18 protein-coding genes are annotated in these 21,074 nt (G+C 53.5%); 13 read left to right on the plus strand and 5 right to left on the minus strand.

What is annotated here, in order from left to right:
- Positions 1-51 precede the first annotated feature (51 nt).
- The 3 genes from lpdA (at position 52) to traT (ending at position 2,970) form a co-directional block, all read left to right on the plus strand.
- Complete coding sequence (gene lpdA / locus JSN25_RS09150) at positions 52-1,476, plus strand: dihydrolipoyl dehydrogenase (protein ID WP_003018686.1); 1,425 nt, start codon at positions 52-54, stop codon at positions 1,474-1,476.
- 269 nt (positions 1,477-1,745) lie between these two features.
- Complete coding sequence (locus JSN25_RS09155) at positions 1,746-2,030, plus strand: hypothetical protein (RefSeq protein ID WP_087857670.1); 285 nt, start codon at positions 1,746-1,748, stop codon at positions 2,028-2,030.
- Positions 2,031-2,238: 208 nt separating this feature from the next.
- A complete protein-coding gene (gene traT / locus JSN25_RS09160) occupies positions 2,239-2,970 on the plus strand; it encodes a conjugal transfer complement resistance protein TraT (RefSeq protein WP_038637274.1) in 732 nt (243 codons plus the stop codon).
- Positions 2,971-3,030: 60 nt separating this feature from the next.
- On the opposite strand, the gene JSN25_RS09165 is transcribed toward traT, so the two are convergent.
- A complete protein-coding gene (locus JSN25_RS09165; protein ID WP_085048301.1) occupies positions 3,031-3,825 on the minus strand; it encodes a DUF2950 family protein in 795 nt (264 codons plus the stop codon).
- Positions 3,826-3,835: 10 nt separating this feature from the next.
- The gene (locus JSN25_RS09170) at positions 3,836-5,437 is read right to left on the minus strand and encodes a DUF3300 domain-containing protein (protein ID WP_160955685.1); all 1,602 of its coding nucleotides are present in this window, start codon (positions 5,435-5,437) and stop codon (positions 3,836-3,838) included.
- A 448-nt stretch (positions 5,438-5,885) separates the two neighbouring features.
- Between JSN25_RS09170 and acnB the strand changes: the two genes are divergently transcribed.
- The 6 genes from acnB (at position 5,886) to JSN25_RS09200 (ending at position 13,173) form a co-directional block, all read left to right on the plus strand.
- Positions 5,886-8,483 (plus strand): bifunctional aconitate hydratase 2/2-methylisocitrate dehydratase, encoded by a 2,598-nt coding sequence (acnB, locus tag JSN25_RS09175; protein ID WP_069324043.1) that lies wholly within the window; start codon positions 5,886-5,888, stop codon positions 8,481-8,483.
- Positions 8,484-8,657: 174 nt separating this feature from the next.
- Entirely contained in the window at positions 8,658-9,020 is a 363-nt protein-coding gene (gene yacL, locus JSN25_RS09180) for a protein YacL (protein WP_204525645.1), read from the plus strand.
- 181 nt (positions 9,021-9,201) lie between these two features.
- Positions 9,202-10,155 carry a 2-keto-3-deoxygluconate permease 1 gene (locus JSN25_RS09185; protein WP_038637287.1) on the plus strand — a complete coding sequence of 318 codons (954 nt, stop codon included), beginning with the start codon at positions 9,202-9,204 and terminating at the stop codon, positions 10,153-10,155.
- On the plus strand, positions 10,152-11,423 hold the full coding sequence (gene dtnK, locus JSN25_RS09190; RefSeq protein WP_085048297.1) for a D-threonate kinase: 1,272 nt from the start codon (positions 10,152-10,154) through the stop codon (positions 11,421-11,423). Before JSN25_RS09185 ends, dtnK begins: the two co-directional genes overlap by 4 nt.
- Positions 11,413-12,396, plus strand: coding sequence for a D-threonate 4-phosphate dehydrogenase (locus tag JSN25_RS09195; protein WP_204525646.1), 984 nt, complete (start codon positions 11,413-11,415; stop codon positions 12,394-12,396). The genes dtnK and JSN25_RS09195 overlap by 11 nt, the downstream gene beginning before the upstream one ends.
- Before the next feature lie 9 nt (positions 12,397-12,405).
- A complete protein-coding gene (locus JSN25_RS09200) occupies positions 12,406-13,173 on the plus strand; it encodes a DeoR/GlpR family DNA-binding transcription regulator (RefSeq protein WP_038637298.1) in 768 nt (255 codons plus the stop codon).
- 10 nt (positions 13,174-13,183) lie between these two features.
- Here JSN25_RS09200 and JSN25_RS09205 read toward each other — a convergent pair whose 3' ends face one another.
- Positions 13,184-13,531, minus strand: a complete 348-nt coding sequence (locus JSN25_RS09205) for a YacC family pilotin-like protein (RefSeq protein WP_003018667.1) — start codon at positions 13,529-13,531, stop codon at positions 13,184-13,186.
- Positions 13,532-13,684: 153 nt separating this feature from the next.
- Between JSN25_RS09205 and cueO the strand changes: the two genes are divergently transcribed.
- Entirely contained in the window at positions 13,685-15,295 is a 1,611-nt protein-coding gene (gene cueO / locus JSN25_RS09210) for a multicopper oxidase CueO (RefSeq protein ID WP_087857673.1), read from the plus strand.
- 85 nt (positions 15,296-15,380) lie between these two features.
- On the opposite strand, the gene JSN25_RS09215 is transcribed toward cueO, so the two are convergent.
- Positions 15,381-17,771, minus strand: a complete 2,391-nt coding sequence (locus JSN25_RS09215; RefSeq protein ID WP_204525647.1) for a glucose/quinate/shikimate family membrane-bound PQQ-dependent dehydrogenase — start codon at positions 17,769-17,771, stop codon at positions 15,381-15,383.
- Between the two features lie 203 nt (positions 17,772-17,974).
- Here JSN25_RS09215 and hpt point away from each other — a divergent pair, with 203 nt between their 5' ends.
- Positions 17,975-18,511, plus strand: coding sequence for a hypoxanthine phosphoribosyltransferase (gene hpt, locus JSN25_RS09220; RefSeq protein ID WP_042312274.1), 537 nt, complete (start codon positions 17,975-17,977; stop codon positions 18,509-18,511).
- Between the two features lie 93 nt (positions 18,512-18,604).
- Here hpt and can read toward each other — a convergent pair whose 3' ends face one another.
- Positions 18,605-19,267, minus strand: coding sequence for a carbonate dehydratase (gene can, locus JSN25_RS09225; protein WP_038637306.1), 663 nt, complete (start codon positions 19,265-19,267; stop codon positions 18,605-18,607).
- A 108-nt stretch (positions 19,268-19,375) separates the two neighbouring features.
- On the opposite strand from can, the gene JSN25_RS09230 reads away from it, so the two are divergent.
- Both JSN25_RS09230 and JSN25_RS09235 read left to right on the plus strand, forming a co-directional pair.
- Entirely contained in the window at positions 19,376-20,302 is a 927-nt protein-coding gene (locus JSN25_RS09230) for an ABC transporter ATP-binding protein (RefSeq protein ID WP_038637310.1), read from the plus strand.
- A complete protein-coding gene (locus tag JSN25_RS09235) occupies positions 20,299-21,069 on the plus strand; it encodes an ABC transporter permease (RefSeq protein ID WP_038637314.1) in 771 nt (256 codons plus the stop codon). Before JSN25_RS09230 ends, JSN25_RS09235 begins: the two co-directional genes overlap by 4 nt.
- The last annotated feature ends 5 nt before the right edge of the window (positions 21,070-21,074 follow it).

A 21,074-nucleotide genomic window follows, 5' to 3' on the forward strand; every position in this document is an offset into this window, starting at 1 on the left:
CGGGCGGATAGAACGACCCGGTGGACGACGGGTATAAATTAAGAGGTCATGATGAGCACTGAAATCAAAACTCAGGTCGTGGTACTTGGGGCAGGCCCTGCAGGTTACTCTGCTGCCTTCCGTTGCGCAGATTTAGGTCTGGAGACCGTCATCGTAGAACGTTACAGCACCCTCGGCGGTGTTTGTCTGAACGTCGGCTGTATCCCTTCTAAAGCGCTGCTGCACGTAGCTAAAGTTATCGAAGAAGCCAAAGCGTTGGCTGAACACGGTATCGTTTTTGGCGAGCCGAAAACCGATATCGACAAGATTCGTACCTGGAAAGAAAAAGTTATCACTCAACTGACCGGCGGTCTGGCTGGTATGGCTAAAGGCCGTAAAGTGAAAGTGGTTAACGGTCTGGGTAAATTTACCGGGGCGAACACCCTGGAAGTTGAAGGCGAAAACGGCAAAACCGTGATCAACTTTGACAACGCGATCATCGCGGCGGGTTCCCGTCCGATCGAACTGCCGTTCATTCCGCATGAAGATCCGCGCGTGTGGGACTCCACTGACGCGCTGGAACTGAAAACGGTTCCTAAGCGCCTGCTGGTTATGGGCGGCGGTATCATCGGTCTGGAAATGGGTACCGTGTACCATGCGCTGGGTTCAGAGATCGACGTAGTTGAAATGTTCGATCAGGTTATCCCGGCTGCCGATAAAGACGTGGTTAAAGTCTTCACCAAGCGCATCAGCAAGAAATTCAACCTGATGCTGGAAACCAAAGTGACCGCCGTTGAAGCGAAAGAAGACGGTATCTACGTTTCCATGGAAGGCAAAAAAGCGCCTGCTGAAGCACAGCGTTACGATGCCGTGCTGGTGGCTATCGGTCGTGTACCGAACGGCAAAAACCTCGATGCGGGCAAAGCTGGCGTGGAAGTTGACGACCGTGGCTTCATCCGCGTTGACAAACAGCTGCGCACCAACGTGCCGCACATCTTTGCTATCGGCGATATCGTCGGTCAGCCGATGCTGGCGCATAAAGGTGTTCACGAAGGTCACGTTGCCGCTGAAGTTATCGCCGGTAAGAAACACTACTTCGATCCGAAAGTTATCCCATCCATCGCGTACACTGAACCAGAAGTTGCATGGGTTGGCCTGACTGAGAAAGAAGCGAAAGAAAAAGGCATTAGCTACGAAACCGCCACCTTCCCGTGGGCTGCCTCGGGCCGTGCTATCGCTTCTGACTGCGCAGACGGTATGACCAAACTGATTTTCGACAAAGAATCTCACCGTGTGATCGGTGGGGCGATTGTCGGTACCAACGGCGGCGAGCTGCTGGGTGAAATCGGTCTGGCGATCGAAATGGGTTGTGACGCTGAAGACATCGCGCTGACCATCCACGCGCACCCGACGCTGCACGAGTCCGTCGGTCTGGCTGCCGAAGTGTTCGAAGGTAGCATCACCGACTTGCCGAACCCGAAAGCGAAGAAAAAGTAATTTTTCCGAAATGATAAAAAGCGGCTGAATAGCCGCTTTTTTTATGTGTTTGTTACAAAATAGTGTCAAAATTTGGCAAAAATTAAGGTGAATAGCCGAATTGCCAGAAAATGTTTTTTCCCGTACTGCACGATGCGCCCGAACCGCATGAAATCGGCATTCCAAATCAACTTCCTGTTTCACAAGAAATAAATCACCTTATCTTGTCATTAGATGAAACTAATAACCCTCTAAACTAATAGCGTGATAACAAATTGAGAGGGGAAATGATGAAACGTTTTTTCAAAGCAGCAGTAATGACTACCGTGTTTATTTCCGGCATGGCGCTGGCGCAGGATGCCGTCATCCCATGGGCTACCAACAGCGGTGGTACCGAAAGCACGCATATTGCGGCAATGGGACAAAATTTGAATGCGCTACATCAGCAGATTAGCCAGACACAGGAAGGTGTATGGGCAACAAACTCTGGCAGCATTCGGGCTGATGAAGTAGCACTTACCAGCACTAAGCCAGCGTTTAAAGGTTATCCTGAATTAATGCCGCATCAGAATTAACGCTCCCGCTCACGTCAGACACATCTTCGCTGACGTGAGCGTCTGGGCAGTGACGCCAATCCCAAACTACCAGTTCTGGTAGTCATCTTATTGATATTTCCGCTAAAAAAAATTGCGCAACTGCCGATACTTTTTTCGCCATTGTGTGGCTACTGGCCGCGCGCTTAAGAGGCTCTGGACTCTTTATTACACGAAAAAAGGAAAAAACATGTCTTTAAAAAAAATCGCGGTTGTTGGCATGGTTGTCGCGACAATGACCCTGACCGGGTGTGGCGCCATGACCACCGCCGTTAAAAAACGTAATCTTGAAGTGAAAACGCAGATGAGTGAGACCATCTGGCTGGAGCCTTCCAGCGAGAAGACCGTCTACATTCAGGTGAAAAACACTTCCGATAAAGACATGAGCAATCTGCAAACCCTGCTGGCAAATGACCTGTCGGCTAAGGGCTATAAAGTGACCAGTTCGCCGGATAACGCTTACTACTGGGTGCAGGCGAACGTACTGAAAGCGGACAAAATGGATCTGCGCGAAGCTCAGGGCTTCCTGAAGACCGGTTATGAAGGGGCGGCGATGGGGGCAGCTTTAGGCGCGGGGATTACCGCCTATAACAGTAACTCCTCCGGCGCGGCGTTGGGCGTTGGCCTGGCAGCGGGACTGATCGGTATGGCTGCTGATGCGATGGTGGAAGACGTAAACTACACCATGGTCACTGACCTGCAAATCTCCGAGCGCAGCAAAGCGAAAGTGACAACAGATAACGTTGCCGCGCTGCGTCAGGGGACGTCTGGCATCAAGCTGCAAACCAGCACTGCGCAAGGCGATCGCGCAAAATACCAGACTCGTGTTGTTTCAAATGCGAATAAGGTAAACCTGAAGTTCGAAGAAGCGAAGCCGGTTCTGGAAGCGCAACTGGCGAAATCTGTCGCTAACATCCTGTAATTTGTTGCGAGTTGCCGGGGGCTACGCTTACCCGGCAACTCATCCTTCGACTCTGGGGATTCAGGGCGCGACAGGCTGCCAGGTTTTATCCAGGTGGTAGGCGGTTAACGCCTGTGCTTTTTGCTGCGACTCCTCGCCAAGATCCGCCTGATAGACCTTGTCATCACCGTTAACCATAAAGCTCATCACGCCAGTATGATCGTAGCTAACGGGCCAGGCAACCATCGCAAAGCCGCTGGTTTTGTCGGGAAGAATACGGAAATGATAACCGTGATAGCCTGTACCGGGTTCCTGCGGACTGAAGGCTGGTCCAAGCGGGCTAGGCGCTTCACCGGGTGAAACGGGCCAGTACAGACCATCTTTTTTCCCTTCAGAGCTGACAATCTTTTGTGCGTACGTCTGGTTCATCGCAAAGTAGCTTTGCTGAGCATCGACGTAGGCATGTAACGCCTCGATGGCAGCGAGTTCGTTGCGCCCAATCTCTCGGGTCAGGATCTCTTCGGCCGCTTCCTTAATATCAAATTGCCAGCCAGAGGTGGTTTTAACCACCGGGATCGGCAGTTGCCAGTCGCTGTCCCCGACCACCAGGTGCGCGGTATTACCGTCGACAACGGTGTTATGGCGAACCTTCCAGTCGCGCAGGAAGCGGTCTACCGCATCAGGATCGACGCCTTCCGGCGGCAGAAACTCGCGCCAGTTTTCCCCGAGCAGGTTGTTCATCGCACTTTCATTTTGCTCACTAATAGCGTTTGCCAGCGCATCGGTAGCCTGGTCTGGCGTGCTGAAGGATTGCTGCGCCATCGCGGTGGCCGAAACCATGAACAACACCATTCCACTGAGTAGTTTATTTTTCATGTCGGTTCCCTTAACGATGACGGAATTCACGGTGTTCAGCACGACCGCCGGATAGCTGGCGAGATGGCTGGTTGCGGGCGAACTGCCTGCTTTGGGCCCCTCGCTGCTGCTGCGCCTGCCAGCTGGCGGAGCGACTGTCATTGCCGCTCAGCGCATTGGCGCGCGGCTGGCTGGTCCGTTGTTGAAAATTATGTTGCTGTATATTGCGTTGCTGCGCCGGTTGCGTGATCCGTTTCTCCTGGCGCTGGGCGGCAGCCTGGCGATTTTCACGCTGCTGAGTGTTTGCCCGTTGCGCCGTTTGCGGTTTGGTATCGTAACCGCGGTAGTTATTACGCTGAGAAATTTGCTTCAGTTGTTGACTGGATGCCTGACGCTGGGCGTCTCTCGTGCCCGTACGCGCCGTTTGCGGGAATGTTTTCCCCGTTGATTTTTCCATCTGGCTCAGGGCTGCCTGACGCTGGCTATCACGGTTGACCGGTCGTTGCTGGGTTGAGCTTAAGCCCGTTGCCGTATTAGTGGAGTGAAAGCGGTTATTGAGCTGGCTATTAGGGTACGGCACACCCTCGCGGTAGGCCGGGTTGTGCTGCCAGTTACGGTTGGCGTCGGTTAGCCGTTGTCCGCTGATTTTATTGAAGTTATCAACGTTGATATTGATGTTGTTATCGCCGTTGCGGTTATACCCGCCATGGTTATCCCAGTCATCGTGATGATGGTGGTCCCAGTCATCGTCATCATCCCAGTCGATGTTGCTGAAGATGGCATAGGTTGTGGCAACACCGAGGCTGAAGCCTAAACCGTTCACGAAGCTGTTGCCAAACTGCTCGCCGGGCGTTGGCGGCAGATAGGTTGGCGGATAGGCGGTATTGGGCCAGGTGCCGTAAACCGTGTTCGGGTTATAGGTGGGGACGTACACCACCTGTGGATCGGCGGATTCAATTTTGATAATCGTTGGGCTTGTCGTGGCGGTCGTGGTAGTAGAACTGGTTGTTGACTCGCTGGTGACGGTTTTAGCCGGTGCCGCTTTTGTCACAGTAGTGACGGTCTGTTGCGGTGTCGATTGCAACGCCCCGGTTTGTTGCGCCAGTGCGCGCAGGCGTTGTACGGAGTCCATGACGTCTTTCGGTTGCGCGAGGAAAGCGTCACCCAGGCTTTGTACCCACGGCGGATTTTCACCCATCAGTGACATCAACTGTGGAAAGGCAACCAGCGATTTCACGCTGGGATCCCAGGGTTGACCAGCAACGGCCTGAATGGCGGCATCGCCCTGCATTTTGGGATTATCTTTTGACCACTGCGCAGCCTGGATGACGTTAGCCGGATAGGTTGAGGCCATCAAAATTTGTGACAGCAGTGAATCCGGATAGAGTGCGATAGGCGCCACCCACTGATCGATTTGCGCAGCCGAGTATGTCGGCGCGGCAGCAGGCGCAGGTTGCTCAACGGGAGCAGGGGCCGCTACGGGAGCTGGAGCTGGCGTTGAAGGTTGTTGTGTGACGGGGGCCGGCGCAGCGGGTTCCGTTACGCGACTTTTAACGAACATCACGCCAGAGGCGGCAAACAACCCGGCACTGCACAGAAGAACAAGCAGATGTGGCTTTAATGGCAACTTCATAAAATGACTCCAACGAGACAAGCGCTGTGCCGTGAGGCGTTCCTGTTGCCGCGAGTATCATGCACCCGTGTTTGACAGTTTTGACTTTTATTGGGGATTCAGCCGGCAGGTCCGGAAAAAGAGTGTGAGTATTTATTACACAATTATATCTGATGGCTAAAAAAACGCTGGAAAATTCAGCATGTCACGCTTGAAAATCAACCGCTTTAAGGCGCCCTTTATCCCTCTGAAATGCGTCCCGCCTCGCCGCTACACCATTCTTAACGATTCAGCCAATTTTTTATGTTGCTTTTTTGTAAACAGATTAACACTTAAAGAAAATCCTGTTATTGTGCCTTATGCGGTACCGGGCATTTACCCTACTAACTACTGTCTCACAGGAGCGTGAAGAGAATCGCCCATCAACAAAAGCGCCGCATTATGACAATGAGAGCGAGGAGATATCGTCGTGCTAGAAGAATACCGTAAGCACGTAGCTGAGCGTGCTGCCCAGGGGATTGTGCCCAAACCTTTAGACGCAACCCAAATGGCCGCACTTGTCGAGCTGCTGAAGACCCCGCCTGTGGGCGAAGAAGAATTCCTGTTAGACCTGTTGATCAACCGCGTTCCTCCTGGCGTAGATGAAGCCGCATATGTTAAAGCCGGTTTTCTCGCTGCTGTCGCGAAAGGCGACACCACCTCCCCACTGGTCACGCCAGAAAAAGCCATTGAACTGCTGGGCACCATGCAGGGTGGTTACAACATTCATCCGCTGATCGATGCGCTGGACGACGCAAAACTGGCGCCGATTGCTGCCAAAGCGCTCTCTTCAACGCTGCTGATGTTCGATAACTTCTACGATGTAGAAGAAAAAGCCAAAGCGGGCAACGAATATGCGAAGCAGGTAATGCAGTCCTGGGCTGATGCCGAATGGTTCCTGAACCGTCCTCAGCTTGCTGAAAAAATCACCGTTACCGTCTTTAAAGTGACGGGTGAAACCAACACCGATGACCTCTCTCCGGCCCCGGATGCCTGGTCCCGCCCGGATATCCCTCTGCACGCCCTGGCGATGCTGAAAAACGCCCGTGAAGGCATTGACCCGGATCAGCCGGGCGTCGTTGGCCCGATCAAACAAATCGAAGCATTACAGAAAAAAGGCTACCCGCTGGCCTACGTCGGTGATGTTGTCGGCACCGGTTCCTCCCGTAAATCGGCGACCAACTCCGTACTGTGGTTCATGGGCGATGATATCCCGCATGTGCCGAACAAGCGCGGCGGCGGTCTGTGCCTCGGCGGCAAAATTGCGCCTATCTTCTTCAACACCATGGAAGATGCGGGCGCGCTGCCGATTGAAGTCGACGTGTCGAACATGAACATGGGCGACGTGATTGACGTTTACCCTTACAGCGGTGAAGTGCGCAACCACGAAACCGGTGAGCTGCTGGCGACATTTGAACTGAAAACCGACGTGCTGATCGACGAAGTCCGCGCCGGCGGCCGTATCCCGCTGATTATCGGTCGTGGCCTGACCACCAAAGCGCGTGAAGCGCTGGGTCTGCCGCACTCAGACGTTTTCCGTCAGGCGAAAGACGTGGCGGAAAGCAGCCGCGGCTTCTCTCTGGCGCAGAAAATGGTTGGCCGCGCCTGCGGCGTGAAAGGTATCCGTCCGGGCGCGTACTGCGAACCGAAGATGACTTCCGTGGGTTCCCAGGATACCACTGGCCCGATGACCCGTGATGAACTAAAAGACCTGGCGTGTCTGGGCTTCTCTTCTGACCTGGTGATGCAGTCCTTCTGTCACACTGCGGCGTATCCGAAGCCGGTGGACGTGAACACGCACCACACGCTGCCAGACTTCATCATGAACCGCGGCGGTGTGTCGCTGCGTCCGGGCGACGGCGTTATCCACTCCTGGCTGAACCGCATGCTGCTGCCGGATACCGTCGGTACTGGCGGTGACTCCCATACCCGTTTCCCGATTGGTATTTCCTTCCCGGCGGGCTCTGGTCTGGTGGCGTTTGCTGCCGCGACCGGCGTGATGCCGCTGGATATGCCGGAATCCGTTCTGGTGCGCTTCAAAGGCAAAATGCAACCAGGCATCACTCTGCGCGATCTGGTACACGCCATCCCGCTGTATGCAATTAAACAGGGCCTGCTGACCGTGGAGAAGAAAGGGAAGAAAAACATCTTCTCTGGCCGCATCCTGGAAATTGAAGGTCTGCCGGATCTGAAAGTCGAGCAGGCGTTTGAACTGACCGACGCGTCCGCCGAGCGTTCCGCTGCCGGTTGTACCATCAAGCTGAACAAAGAACCGATTATCGAGTACCTGACCTCCAACATCGTGCTGCTGAAGTGGATGATTGCAGAAGGCTACGGCGATCGTCGTACGCTGGAACGTCGCGTGCAGGGCATGGAAAAATGGTTGGCGGATCCGCAGTTGCTGGAAGCCGATGCTGACGCGGAATACGCGGCGGTGATCGACATTGATCTGGCGGATATCAAAGAGCCGATCCTGTGTGCGCCGAACGATCCGGACGATGCGCGTTTGCTGTCCGACGTGCAGGGCGAGAAGATCGACGAAGTGTTCATCGGTTCCTGCATGACCAACATCGGCCACTTCCGCGCCGCTGGTAAGCTGCTGGATGCGCACAAAGGCCAACTGCCGACGCGCCTGTGGGTGGCTCCGCCGACCCGTATGGACGCGGCGCAACTGACCGAAGAAGGCTACTACAGCGTGTTTGGTAAGAGCGGCGCGCGTATTGAGATCCCTGGCTGTTCCCTGTGTATGGGTAACCAGGCGCGTGTGGCTGACGGCGCAACGGTGGTATCGACCTCTACCCGTAACTTCCCGAACCGTTTAGGTACCGGGGCAAACGTCTATCTGGCTTCTGCTGAGCTGGCGGCGGTTGCGGCGCTGATTGGCAAACTGCCTACCGCGGAAGAGTATCAGACCTATGTGGCGCAGGTGGATAAGACGGCGGTGGATACCTACCGTTATCTGAACTTCGACCAGCTTTCTCAGTACACCGAGAAAGCGGACGGCGTTATTTTCCAGACCGCAGTCTAATGCGCTAACGCGTTTTGTGTAAAAACGCATCAATGCCCGGAGGCGTCTGCTTCTCCGGGCATTTTTATTTCTATTCCTTATACCCGCTACGCTTTTTTTCTGCCGCGCTGCTGCGATAATTACAGCAAGGCGCAATGCGGTATTGGCGCATTGCCGGGAGCAGAGGAAGACATTATGGATTACGAATTTCTGCGCGATATTACCGGAGTGGTAAAAGTGCGTATGTCCATGGGCCACGAGGTGGTGGGGCACTGGTTTAATGAAGAAGTGAAAGAGAACCTGGCCTTACTTGATGAAGTGGAACAGGCGGCGCGTGCGGTTAAGGGCAGTGAGCGCTCCTGGCTGCGAGCAGGGCATGAATACACGCTCTGGCTGGATGGCGAAGAGGTGATGATTCGCGCCAATCAGCTTGAGTTCTCAGGCGATGAAATGGAAGAGGGGATGAGCTACTACGACGAAGAGAGCTTTTCGCTCTGCGGCGTAGAGGATTTTCTGCAAGTGGTCGCGGCGTACCGTGAATTTGTCCATCAATCCTGAGAAATTTCAGATATCAATCAAGCCGGGTGAGACGAACCCGGCTTTTTTTTTCACAAAAATGATTATTTGATTTTTATTGATCATTATTAAACTGTGATCTGCCGCGTTTGCGCTTTTATTTTGATTGAATATAATCGTTATGATTTTATTTAATCACAACATAACAACAGGCGGGAAGACCATGAACATCAAGAAGGCAATAGAACGTGTACCCGGCGGCATGATGGTTGTGCCGTTGGTTATCGGTGCCATTATCAACACTTTTGCCCCGCAGGCGTTGCAGATTGGTGGATTCACCACTGCTTTATTTAAAAATGGTGCAGCTCCCCTAATCGGCGCGTTCCTGCTCTGCATGGGCGCAGGGATTAGCGTAAAGGCGGCGCCACAAGCTTTGTTACAAGGTGGTACGATTACGCTGACAAAATTACTTGTCGCCATCGCGATTGGTCTCGGGGTTGAACATCTGTTTGGCGCGGAAGGTATCTTTGGCTTAAGCGGTGTCGCCATTATTGCGGCAATGAGTAACTCCAATGGCGGGCTTTATGCGGCGCTGGTGGGGGAGTTTGGCAACGAACGTGATGTCGGTGCGATCTCTATCTTGTCGCTGAATGATGGGCCTTTCTTTACCATGATCGCATTGGGCGCGGCGGGTATGGCAAATATTCCTATCATGGCGCTGGTGGCGGTTTTGGTACCGCTGGTGGTAGGTATGATCCTCGGTAACCTCGATGCCAATATGCGTGACTTCCTGACCAAAGGCGGTCCGTTGCTCATTCCTTTCTTTGCCTTTGCGCTTGGGGCCGGTATTAACCTGGAAATGCTGCTGCAGGGCGGTCTGGCGGGCATTCTGTTGGGGGTGCTGACCACCTTTGTTGGCGGCTTCTTTAACATTCGCGCCGACCGTCTCGTCGGAGGGAGTGGTATTGCTGGCGCTGCTGCATCCAGTACTGCAGGGAACGCGGTAGCGACGCCGTTGGCGATAGCACAAGCCGATCCATCGCTGGCAGAGGTTGCTGCTGCGGCTGCGCCGTTGATCGCAGCGTCAGTCATCACGACCGCTATTCTGACGCCAATTCTTACCTCGTGGGTGGCGAAAAAGCAGGCGCGCCAGGCAGTTCAGGAGAACAAAGCATGAAAATGATCGTTATCGCCGATGATTTTACGGGGTCTAACGATACCGGCGTACAGTTGGCGAAAAAAGGCGCACGTACGGAGGTCATGCTCACACCTGCGCAGAAACCCTCTCGTCGCGCCGATGTTCTGGTCATCAACACCGAAAGTCGGGCGATGCCTGCAATGCAGGCCGCTGCAGCTGTACAACAGGCGTTAGCGCCATGGTGTGAAGAAGCAGTAACACCGCTGGTATACAAAAAAATCGACTCTACTTTCCGGGGCAATGTCGGGGCCGAAGTCACCTCAGCGATGCGTGCTGCTGGTCGGACGCTGGCCGTGATTGCGGCAGCGATCCCTGCAGCCGGGCGTACCACGCAGGATGGATTATGTCTGGTACATGGCGTGCCGCTGTTGGAGACGGAATTTGCCAGCGATCCAAAAACGCCCATTCACTCTTCTCGTATTGCTGAGCTGATCGCGTTGCAAAGCGATATCCCGGTACATGAGGTGTCGCTATCGGATGTGCGTCGGGGAAGCTTAAGTGCGCTGCTTCGCGCTTTTGCGACAGAAGGCGAATGCATGGTGGTTGTGGATGCAGTGGAAGAGCGAGATCTGTCGCTAATCGCGCACGCAGTCTGCGAACAAAAACAGATGCCGTTATTGGTTGGGGCGGCAGGGCTTGCCAATGCCTTACCTGCCGGAACGTTTATGCAAGAAAAGCAGGCATTACCGGTGCTGGTCGTGGCGGGCTCAATGAGCGAAGCAACGCGACGTCAGGTGGAAAAAGCGTTGTGCCAGGGCCGGGCAACGGTGGTTGAAATCGATGCCGCGCGATTGTCTGCATCGTCATTTGAGCAGGAAATGGCCTCTGTTGTTGAACAGGCTTGCGCGCAGTTGAGCCAGCAACAGCACACGATCTTGCGGACCAGTCGGCGTGCAGAAGACCGGAATATGATCGACTCGCTGTGCGCCAACCTGGGGATGAGCCGGCAACAGTTGGGAGAGCTGCTGAGTCGGCGTCTTGGAGAGATAACATTGCGGATTATTGAGCGGGCGCGTATCGGCGGTTTGTTCCTGACCGGAGGCGATATTGCTACGGCGGTCGCCAGTGCGCTGGGGGCAGAAGGGTATCGCATTCAAAGTGAGGTTGCCCCCTGTATTCCGTGTGGAACATTTGTGAACAGCGAGATTGATGACTTGCCAGTAATCACCAAAGCGGGTGGATTCGGTTCCGACACGACCCTTTGTGATGCGCTTTATTTTATTGAGGAGATGTACCGTGGTAACTAAAACTATTGCGATTACGATGGGAGATCCGGCGGGGATTGGTCCGGAAATTATTGTTAAAGCACTGCGTGAAGATGACCTTAATGGCGCCCCGCTGGTGGTGGTTGGGTGCCTGCAAACTCTGCAGCGATTACAGGCCCAGGGGCTGGCTGAAGGGGTGACATTCCGTGCAATCGAAAAGGTTGCTGATGCCCGATTCGAAACGGGTACGATTCATGTGATTGATGAACCGTTGGCGCAACCCGACGAACTGGTCCCGGGAACAGTGCAGGCGCAGGCAGGCGATCTGGCCTATCGCTGTGTAAAACGGGCGACGGAACTGGCGATGAAGGGCGATGTGCACGCCATTGCGACCGCGCCGTTGAATAAAGAAGCATTACATCTTGGCGGACACAATTATCCCGGACATACGGAACTACTGGCAACGTTGACGGAAAGTCGTGATTACGCCATGGTGCTCTACACCGACAAGCTGAAAGTCATCCATGTTTCCACGCATATTGCTTTGCGCAAATTTCTCGATACGCTCAATGGGCAACGTGTTGAAACGGTGATTGGCATTGCCGATACCTTCCTGAAGCGCGTCGGTTTTGCGCATCCGCGTATTGCCGTCGCGGGGGTGAATCCACATGCCGGTGAGAATGGCCTGTTTGGTGATGAGGAAATCCGCATTGTCGGGCCTGCGATTGAGAATATGAAAGCGAAGGGGATGAATGTATACGGACCGTGCCCGCCGGATACTGTGTTTTTGCAGGCTTATGAAGGCCAGTACGACATGGTGGTGGCGATGTATCACGATCAGGGTCATATCCCGCTTAAGTTGCTTGGTTTTTATGATGGGGTAAATATCACAGCAGGTTTGCCGTTTATTCGTACCTCAGCCGATCACGGTACGGCATTTGATATCGCCTGGACGGGAAAAGCAAAATCTGAGAGCATGGCCGTATCGATCAAACTGGCAATGCAACTGGCGTAATTTACTGTTATGAAAGGCCAACACCGTCTGGATAAGATTGTGGCGTATTTGAAAAATCATACGCTGGTTACCGTGGAGCAACTGGTTGAGGCGGTTGACGCCTCTCCAGCAACAATCAGACGCGACCTCATCAAGCTGGATGAACAGGGCGTGATCAGCCGTAGCCACGGCGGTGTTGCCCTGCGACGTTTTGAAGCGGCGCAGCCGACCACCAATGAAAAGCAACTGCGATCGCCCGCTGAGAAACGGGCGATTGCGCGTTTTGCCGCCTCAATGGTGCATGCTGGCGATGCCGTGGTGCTTGATGCCGGTACCACAATGCTGGAGCTGGCAAAATGTCTGACCCATTTGCCGCTGCGCGTCATTACTGTTGATCTGCATATTGCCCTGTTTTTGTCAGAATTCCGCCAGATAGAAGTGACGATTGTTGGTGGGCGCATTGATGACAGCAGTCAGTCCTGCATTGGTGAGTTTGGACGGAAAATGTTGCGTAGCGTCTATCCCGATATCGCCTTTATGAGCTGTAACACCTGGAGCATGGACAAGGGGGTGACCACGCCAACGGAAGACAAAGCGGGACTGAAGCAAGAAATTATTGCCAATGCGCAACGGAAGGTATTACTGGCGGATAGCAGTAAGTATGGCGCGCATTCGTTATTTAACGTCGCGCCGCTTAGCCGCTTTACTGATATTGTTACCGATGTGAATTTACCGCAAGGCGCAAAGGCTGAATTAAAAGCGCAATCCGTGGCCCTGACGCTGGTACAGCCAGAGTAACGGCGGTGGATTATTTAACGTAAGCCAACAGGCTCAGGGAATCACGCGCCAGCGCTTTGCATTTTTTTGCCGTTGGGATGCCGATACCGCTGAGATCGCGATAGCTGTCCTCACCCAGCGCCTTCATGTTGAAGGTGTCGTAATTACTCAGATCCCACTGGTTTTGCTGGGCAAAAAAGACCAGTGCGCGACGGATCTGCCCATTTGGCAAATTCTGGTATCCACAGTCATTTTTCAGAAAAACAAAAACTGCCGTTAAATCGGCCATATCTTCGGCTTCGGACTCGCTCAGCGCGTAGCTATTTGCGCATACGGCCATCAGGCTGCCGAACAAAACTGTTCTGAAAAACGTCTTCATTGCTTCTACCACTGCATCACGGAATTTAAACGTTAGCACACTGCGAGCGAAGCGACGACCTTTATTATTAGCCGTTTACTTGACCTTCCCGTAAGGGGAAGGCTTATGCTTAAAAGATAGCCTGCTTAAGCTGCTGAATATAAGGAAGTGATTATGCAACGTCGTGACTTTTTAAAGTACTCCGTGGCGCTGGGCGTCGCGTCAGCATTACCTCTATGGAGCCGTAGCGTATTTGCCGCCGACCGTCCGGCATTGCCCATTCCAGACCTGTTAACCGCCGATGCTTCTAATCGCATTCAGTTGATTGCACAAGTCGGGCAGTCGAGCTTTGCAGGTAAAACCGCCACGACGTGGGGATATAACGGCAATTTGCTCGGACCGGCGCTAAAGCTGAACAAAGGGCAATCGGTGACGGTGGATATCCACAACCAGCTTGCCGAAGAGACGACGTTGCACTGGCACGGACTGGAAATTCCTGGTGAAGTTGACGGTGGGCCGCAAGGTATTATCCCGGCAGGCGGGAAACGCTCTGTCACTTTCACCCCGGATCAACGGGCAGCAACCTGTTGGTTCCACCCGCATCAGCATGGCAAAACCGGTCGTCAGGTGGCGATGGGGCTGGCCGGACTGGTGCTGATTGAAGATGAAGAGATTCACAAACTACTACTGCCGAAGCAGTGGGGCATAGATGATGTGCCGGTGATTATTCAGGATAAGCAGTTTTCCGCCGATGGACAGATCAACTATCAACTGGACATGATGACCGCTGCCGTCGGCTGGTTTGGCGATACGCTGCTGACCAACGGCGCGATTTATCCTCAGCATGCCGCGCCGCGCGGTTGGCTGCGTTTGCGCCTGCTGAACGGGTGTAACGCTCGCTCGCTGAATATTGCCGCCAGCGACAATCGTCCTCTGTACGTTATTGCCAGCGATGGTGGACTGTTGGCTGAACCGGTCAAAGTAACTGAACTTCCCATGCTGATGGGCGAGCGCTTTGAAGTGCTGGTGGATGTGAGCGACGGTAAGGCGTTTGATCTGGTCACTCTTCCTGTCAGCCAGATGGGGATGGCGGTTGCGCCATTTGATAAGCCGCACCCGGTGATGCGCGTTCAGCCGCTGCTGATTACCGCTTCCGCAACGCTGCCTGATTCGCTGACATCCATGCCGTCATTGCCGTCACTGGATGGCCTGACGGTGCGCAAACTACAGCTGTCTATGGATCCGATGCTCGACATGATGGGCATGCAAATGCTGATGAAGAAATACGGCGGTCAGGCGATGGCGGGTATGGATCATGGGAAGATGATGGACCATATGAATAATGACAATATGGGCCACGGGAAGATGAATCATGGCAATATGAACCATGGCAACATGGGGAATATGCAGCATGGCAACATGAAGCAGACGGGATCATTTGATTTCCATAATGCCAACCGGATTAACGGTCTGGCGTTTGATATGAATAAACCCATGTTCGCCGCGGCGAAAGGTCAGCATGAGCGCTGGGTGATTTCTGGTCAGGGCGACATGATGCTGCATCCGTTCCATATTCACGGCACCCAGTTCCGCATTTTGTCTGAGAATGGCAAAGCGCCTGCCGCGCACCGCGCGGGATGGAAGGACACGGTACGGGTAGAAGGCGGCGTCAGCGAGGTGCTGGTGAAGTTTGACCACAATGCGCCGAAAGAGCATGCCTATATGGCGCATTGCCATTTGTTAGAGCATGAAGATACCGGCATGATGCTCGGATTCACGGTATAAAAAAAGCCGGGTGGCGGCTTCGCCTTACCCGGCCTGTATGTCGCATCCGTAGGCCCGGTAAGCATAGCGCCGCCGGGCTTTTCAGTTATTTAGCCTCGTCCGGCAACGCGTACGCCACGATATAATCGCCCATCTTCGTGCCAAACGACCCGTGGCCTCCGGCGGAGATCACCACATACTGTTTGCCATTCACTTCATAGGTCATCGGTGTCGCCTGTCCACCTGCCGGTAGACGACCTTGCCACAATTTCTCACCGTTACTCATGTTGTAGGCGCGCAGATAGTTGTCGGCGGTCGCGGCAATGAACAGCACGTTACCGGCGGTGGAAATAGGCCCCCCCAGCATTGGCATTCCCATATTGAACGGCAGCTGAACCGGCATTGGGAACGGCATGCTGTCCTGCGGTGTGCCAATACGTTTTTTCCACACCACTTCATTGGTCTTCAGATCCACGGCGGAGATGTAGCCCCAGGCTGGCTGCTTACACGGCAGGCCAAATGGCGACAGGAACGGATTCAGCGTGACGCCGAACGGCACGCCGTACTGTGGCTGAATCCCTGATTCTGTGCCGGTGCCTTTGGCATCTTTCGGCGGCTCCATCGGATTGCCTGGGCCGCGTGGGATCAGCTTCGATACAAACGGCAAGGCCATCGGGTTGGCAATCGCCACCTGACGGTTAGGATCAACGGAGATGCCGCCCCATTCAAACATCCCCAGGTTGCCAGGGAACACCAGCGTACCCTGCTCTGAAGGCGGGGTGAAGATGCCCTCATAACGCAGTTGGTGGAACATCACGCGACACACCAACTGGTCGAACATGGTGGCGCCCCACATATCCGCACCGCTCAAATCTTTCTGCGGACGGAAGGTGAGATCGGAGAACGGCTGGGTTTTGCTGACGTAATCACCTTTGGCTGCGCCCTGAGGCACCGGTTTTTCCGGGGCAGGTACCACCAGTTCACCATTACGGCGGTCGAGCACGAAGATGTTACCGGTTTTCGCCGGGGCGTAAATGACCGGGACTTTCTGCCCTTTAACGGTGATATCCGCCAGCGTCGGCTGCGCCGGTAAGTCCATATCCCATAGATCGTGATGAACGGTTTGATAGCTCCAGGCCAATTTCCCGGTCGTGGCATTTAACGCCAGGATGGCGCTGGCATAACGTTCCTGTTCCGGCGTGCGGTTACCGCCCCAGATGTCCGGAGTGGTGACGCCCATGGGCAGATACACCAGATCCAGCTTCGCGTCATAGGCCGCAGGGGCCCAGGAGTTGGGTGAGTTAAAGGTGAACGTATGTTCATCTGACGGGATGAAATTGGGATCTTTGGCGCCTGGATCGAACGCCCACAGCAGCTTACCGGTATTCACATCGAAACCACGGATAACGCCGGAGGTTTCGCGGGTGGAGAAGTTATCGGTCACCGACCCGGCAATCACGATGGTTTTATCAGTAATGATGGGCGGCGACGTCGGCTCATACAGACCCGGCGTGGTATCCGGCATGTTGGTCTGTAAGTTAAGGATGCCTTTATTGGCGAAGGTTGCGCACAGCTTGCCGGTTTCCGCGTTCAGGGCAAACAGACGGCCATCGTTCACCGGCAGGATGATGCGGCGCGGACAGTCAGCAACCACTTCCGGGCTGGCGTTATCGGCCCGTGCTTCATGATAAGAAACGCCGCGACAGGTCACGTGCTGGAAAGAGGTGTTGGTATTGAGTTGCGGATCGAAATGCCACTTCTCTTTACCACTCGCCGCATCAAGTGCAAACAGACGCTGGTGGGCGGTACACAGATAGAGCGTATCACCAACTTTGATCGGCGTGACTTCATTGGTGATTTCACCCGGATCGTTCGGCTGTTTTAAATCACCGGTACGAAATACCCAGGCTTCTTTCAATTGATGTACGTTGTCGGCGTTAATTTGTTTTAACGGTGAGTAGCGTTGACCTTCCTGATTGCGTCCGTAAGCGGGCCAGTCCTCGTCGGCCACGGGTGAAATTGCTTCGGCCGGGGTGGTATCCGCGCTCAGCGTGCCGTGTATTTCCTGCGGATCGTTGAAACCCGCCCAGGTCAGGATCCCGCCGCTAATCAGTAGTGCGACGACCAGCGCTGTTACCGCCCCGCTGGAAGGTACGATCAGATGGCGCCAGACGAACGGCAGAATCAGCCAGATACCGAAGAAGACCAGGATATCGCTACGCGGTGTTAATGCCCAGAAATCAAACCCGACTTCCCATACGCCCCAAATCATAGTGGCGAGAAGCAGGACGGCATACAGCCAAAGCGCGGAGCGTTGACTACGCCATAGCAGGAAGGCCACGCCGAGCATGGCCAGACCCGCAATAGGGTAATACCAGGAGCCACCGATGGCGACCAGCCAGCCTCCGCCAATCAGGAGATAGAGTCCACAAAGTGCGGCGAACAGAGCACTCAGTGTCACGATAAGTCGTTGGGATCGTACGTTGTTATTTGCCATAAAAAATACCATCACAGGTGTTATTTCTTTAATAGCAGTTAATTATAGGAGTTAAAACGCGTGATGATTGTCACACAATGAACTTTATCAACAGATGCCGCGGATGAATGCTTTTGCTGGTATACTGCGTGCCTTGCGCTTAGATGCTCGCTTATTAAAAGTAAGCATTGAGTGATTTGTTTTTAAATCATATGGTTAGAGATATGAAACATACTGTTGAAGTCATGATCCCGGAAGCGGAGATCAAAGCGCGTATTGCTGAACTGGGACGTCAGATTAACGAACGTTATAAGGACAGCGGCAGCGATATGGTGCTGGTTGGTCTGTTACGCGGCTCATTTATGTTTATGGCGGACCTGTGCCGTGAAGTGCATGTCTCCCACGAAGTCGATTTCATGACTGCATCCAGTTATGGCAGCGGAATGTCTACCACGCGTGATGTTAAAATCCTGAAAGACCTGGATGAAGACATTCGTGGCAAAGACGTGCTGATTGTTGAAGACATCATCGACTCCGGCAACACGCTGTCTAAAGTGCGTGAGATTCTGAGCCTGCGCGAGCCGAAATCCCTGGCTATCTGTACGCTGCTGGATAAACCTTCCCGTCGTGAAGTGGATGTCCCGGTTGAGTTTATCGGATTCTCTATTCCAGATGAGTTTGTGGTCGGCTACGGCATTGACTATGCCCAGCGTTATCGCCATCTGCCGTACGTTGGCAAAGTAGTGCTGCTGGACGAGTAATTGGCTGGAGTGCCTGATGGCGCTTCGCTTGTCAGGCCTACGGCGCAGGTTTGTAGGCCGGGTAAGGCATAGCCGCCTCCCGGCAATGTCACATTATTTATGGTTGCAGTGTTTCTGGCTGAGGTTAGATAAGCCCTGGCGATAGCGCTGCTCCAGCGTTTCGCGGCTGGTGGCGGTGACGTCGAGATCGCGCAGCAGGCCATCATGAATACCGTAGGCCCAGCCGTGAATCGTGACTTTCTGACCGCGCTTCCAGGCGGATCGCATAATCGTTGAATGACCCAGGTTATAGACCTGCTCCATGACATTCAGTTCGCACAGCGTGTCCATGCGGCGTTCCTGCGGCATTTCGCCCAGCAGTGAGCTGTGTTTAAACCAGATATCGCGAATATGCAGTAACCAGTTATCAATCAGCCCCTGTTCTTTATTTTCAATAGCCGCCTGGACGCCGCCGCATCCGTAGTGGCCGCAAATAATAATATGTTCCACTTCCAGCACATCCACCGCATACTGAACCACTGAGAGGCAGTTCAGGTCGGTGTGAATAACCAGATTGGCAACATTACGGTGGACGAATAATTCGCCCGGTTCCAGACCGGTCAATCGTTCAGCGGGAACGCGGCTATCGGAACATCCAATCCATAGAAAACGTGGATTCTGCGCATGTGTCAGCGTTTCAAAAAATCCGGGATCCTCTTCTACCAGCATCTTTGACCATAGTGCATTGTTGCTGATGAGTGTATCTATGTCTTTCATGGAGTTGTACGACCCGAAACCAGATAAATTCGATGGGCTAATATAGGGTAACTCCAGCATTAATTAAACTATATATGAAATGTCAGAACGTAAGGTAAGTAAAAAACCATGACCATTGCTCTGGAACTTCAAGAACTTAAGAAAACCTATCCCGGTGGCGTGCAGGCGCTACGCGGCATAGATTTGCAAGTCGAAGCGGGTGATTTTTATGCGCTTTTGGGACCGAATGGCGCAGGTAAATCCACCACCATCGGCATTATCAGTTCGCTGGTGAATAAAACTTCCGGACGGGTAAGCGTCTTCGGATACGATCTCGATAAAGATACGGTTAACGCTAAACGTCAGCTTGGTCTGGTGCCGCAGGAGTTTAACTTTAACCCGTTTGAAACCGTGCAGCAGATCGTGGTCAACCAGGCAGGTTACTACGGCGTTGAGCATAAAGAAGCCGTTAAGCGTAGCGAAATATATCTAAAACAGCTCGACTTGTGGGAAAAGCGTAACGAACGTGCGCGTATGCTTTCCGGCGGGATGAAACGTCGTCTGATGATCGCTCGTGCGCTGATGCATGAGCCAAAGCTGTTGATTCTCGACGAACCGACGGCGGGCGTCGACATTGAGCTACGTCGTTCAATGTGGGGCTTTTTAAAAGATTTAAATGACAAAGGCACCACAATTATTCTGACCACCCACTATCTCGAAGAAGCGGAAATGCTGTGTCGCAATATCGGTATTATTCAGCACGGCGAGCTGGTGGAAAATACCTCCATGAAGAGCCTGCTCTCTAAACTGAAATCAGAAACCTTTATTCTCGATCTGGCGCCGAAAAGCCCGCTGCCAAAACTGGAAGGGTATCAGTATCGTCTGGTTGATACCTCGACGCTGGAAGTGGAAGTTCTGCGTGAGCAAGGGGTTAACAGCGTGTTCTCACAACTGAGCGCCCAGGGTATTCAGGTATTAAGTATGCGTAACAAAGCGAACCGACTGGAAGAACTGTTTGTTTCTCTGGTGCATGAAAAACAAGGAGATCGCGCATGATGCAGCTGTATTGGGTTGCGCTGAAAAGCATCTGGGCGAAAGAGATCCACCGCTTTATGCGTATCTGGGTCCAGACTCTGGTTCCTCCCGTCATCACCATGACGCTCTATTTTATTATTTTTGGTAATTTGATTGGCTCGCGTATCGGCGAAATGCATGGTTTTAGCTACATGCAGTTTATTGTGCCGGGGCTGATTATGATGGCTGTAATCACCAACTCGTACGCTAACGTGGCATCGTCATTCTTTAGCGCCAAGTTTCAACGCAATATTGAAGAACTGCTGGTCGCTCCGGTACCGACGCACGTCATTATCGCTGGTTTTGTCGGCGGCGGCGTGGCTCGCGGGCTGTGCGTGGGCATTCTGGTTACCGCGGTATCGCTGTTCTTTGTGCCGTTCCAGGTACATTCGTGGGTGTTTGTAGCGCTCACATTGGTGCTGACCGCGATACTGTTCTCGCTGGCGGGCTTACTGAATGCAGTCTTCGCCAAAACCTTTGACGATATCAGCCTGATCCCAACCTTCGTACTAACACCACTGACCTACCTGGGGGGCGTATTCTATTCGTTAACGCTGCTGCCGCCGTTCTGGCAGGGGCTGTCGCACCTGAACCCAATTGTCTACATGATCAGCGGATTCCGCTACGGCTTCCTGGGTATCCATGATGTTCCGCTGGTCACCACGTTTGGCGTGCTGGTGGTGTTCATCGCGGTGTTTTATTTGCTGTGCTGGTACCTGATCCAGCGTGGACGCGGTTTGCGCAGTTAATTCTT

The sequence above is a fragment of the Citrobacter cronae genome (assembly GCF_016893685.1).
GTDB lineage: Bacteria > Pseudomonadota > Gammaproteobacteria > Enterobacterales > Enterobacteriaceae > Citrobacter > Citrobacter werkmanii.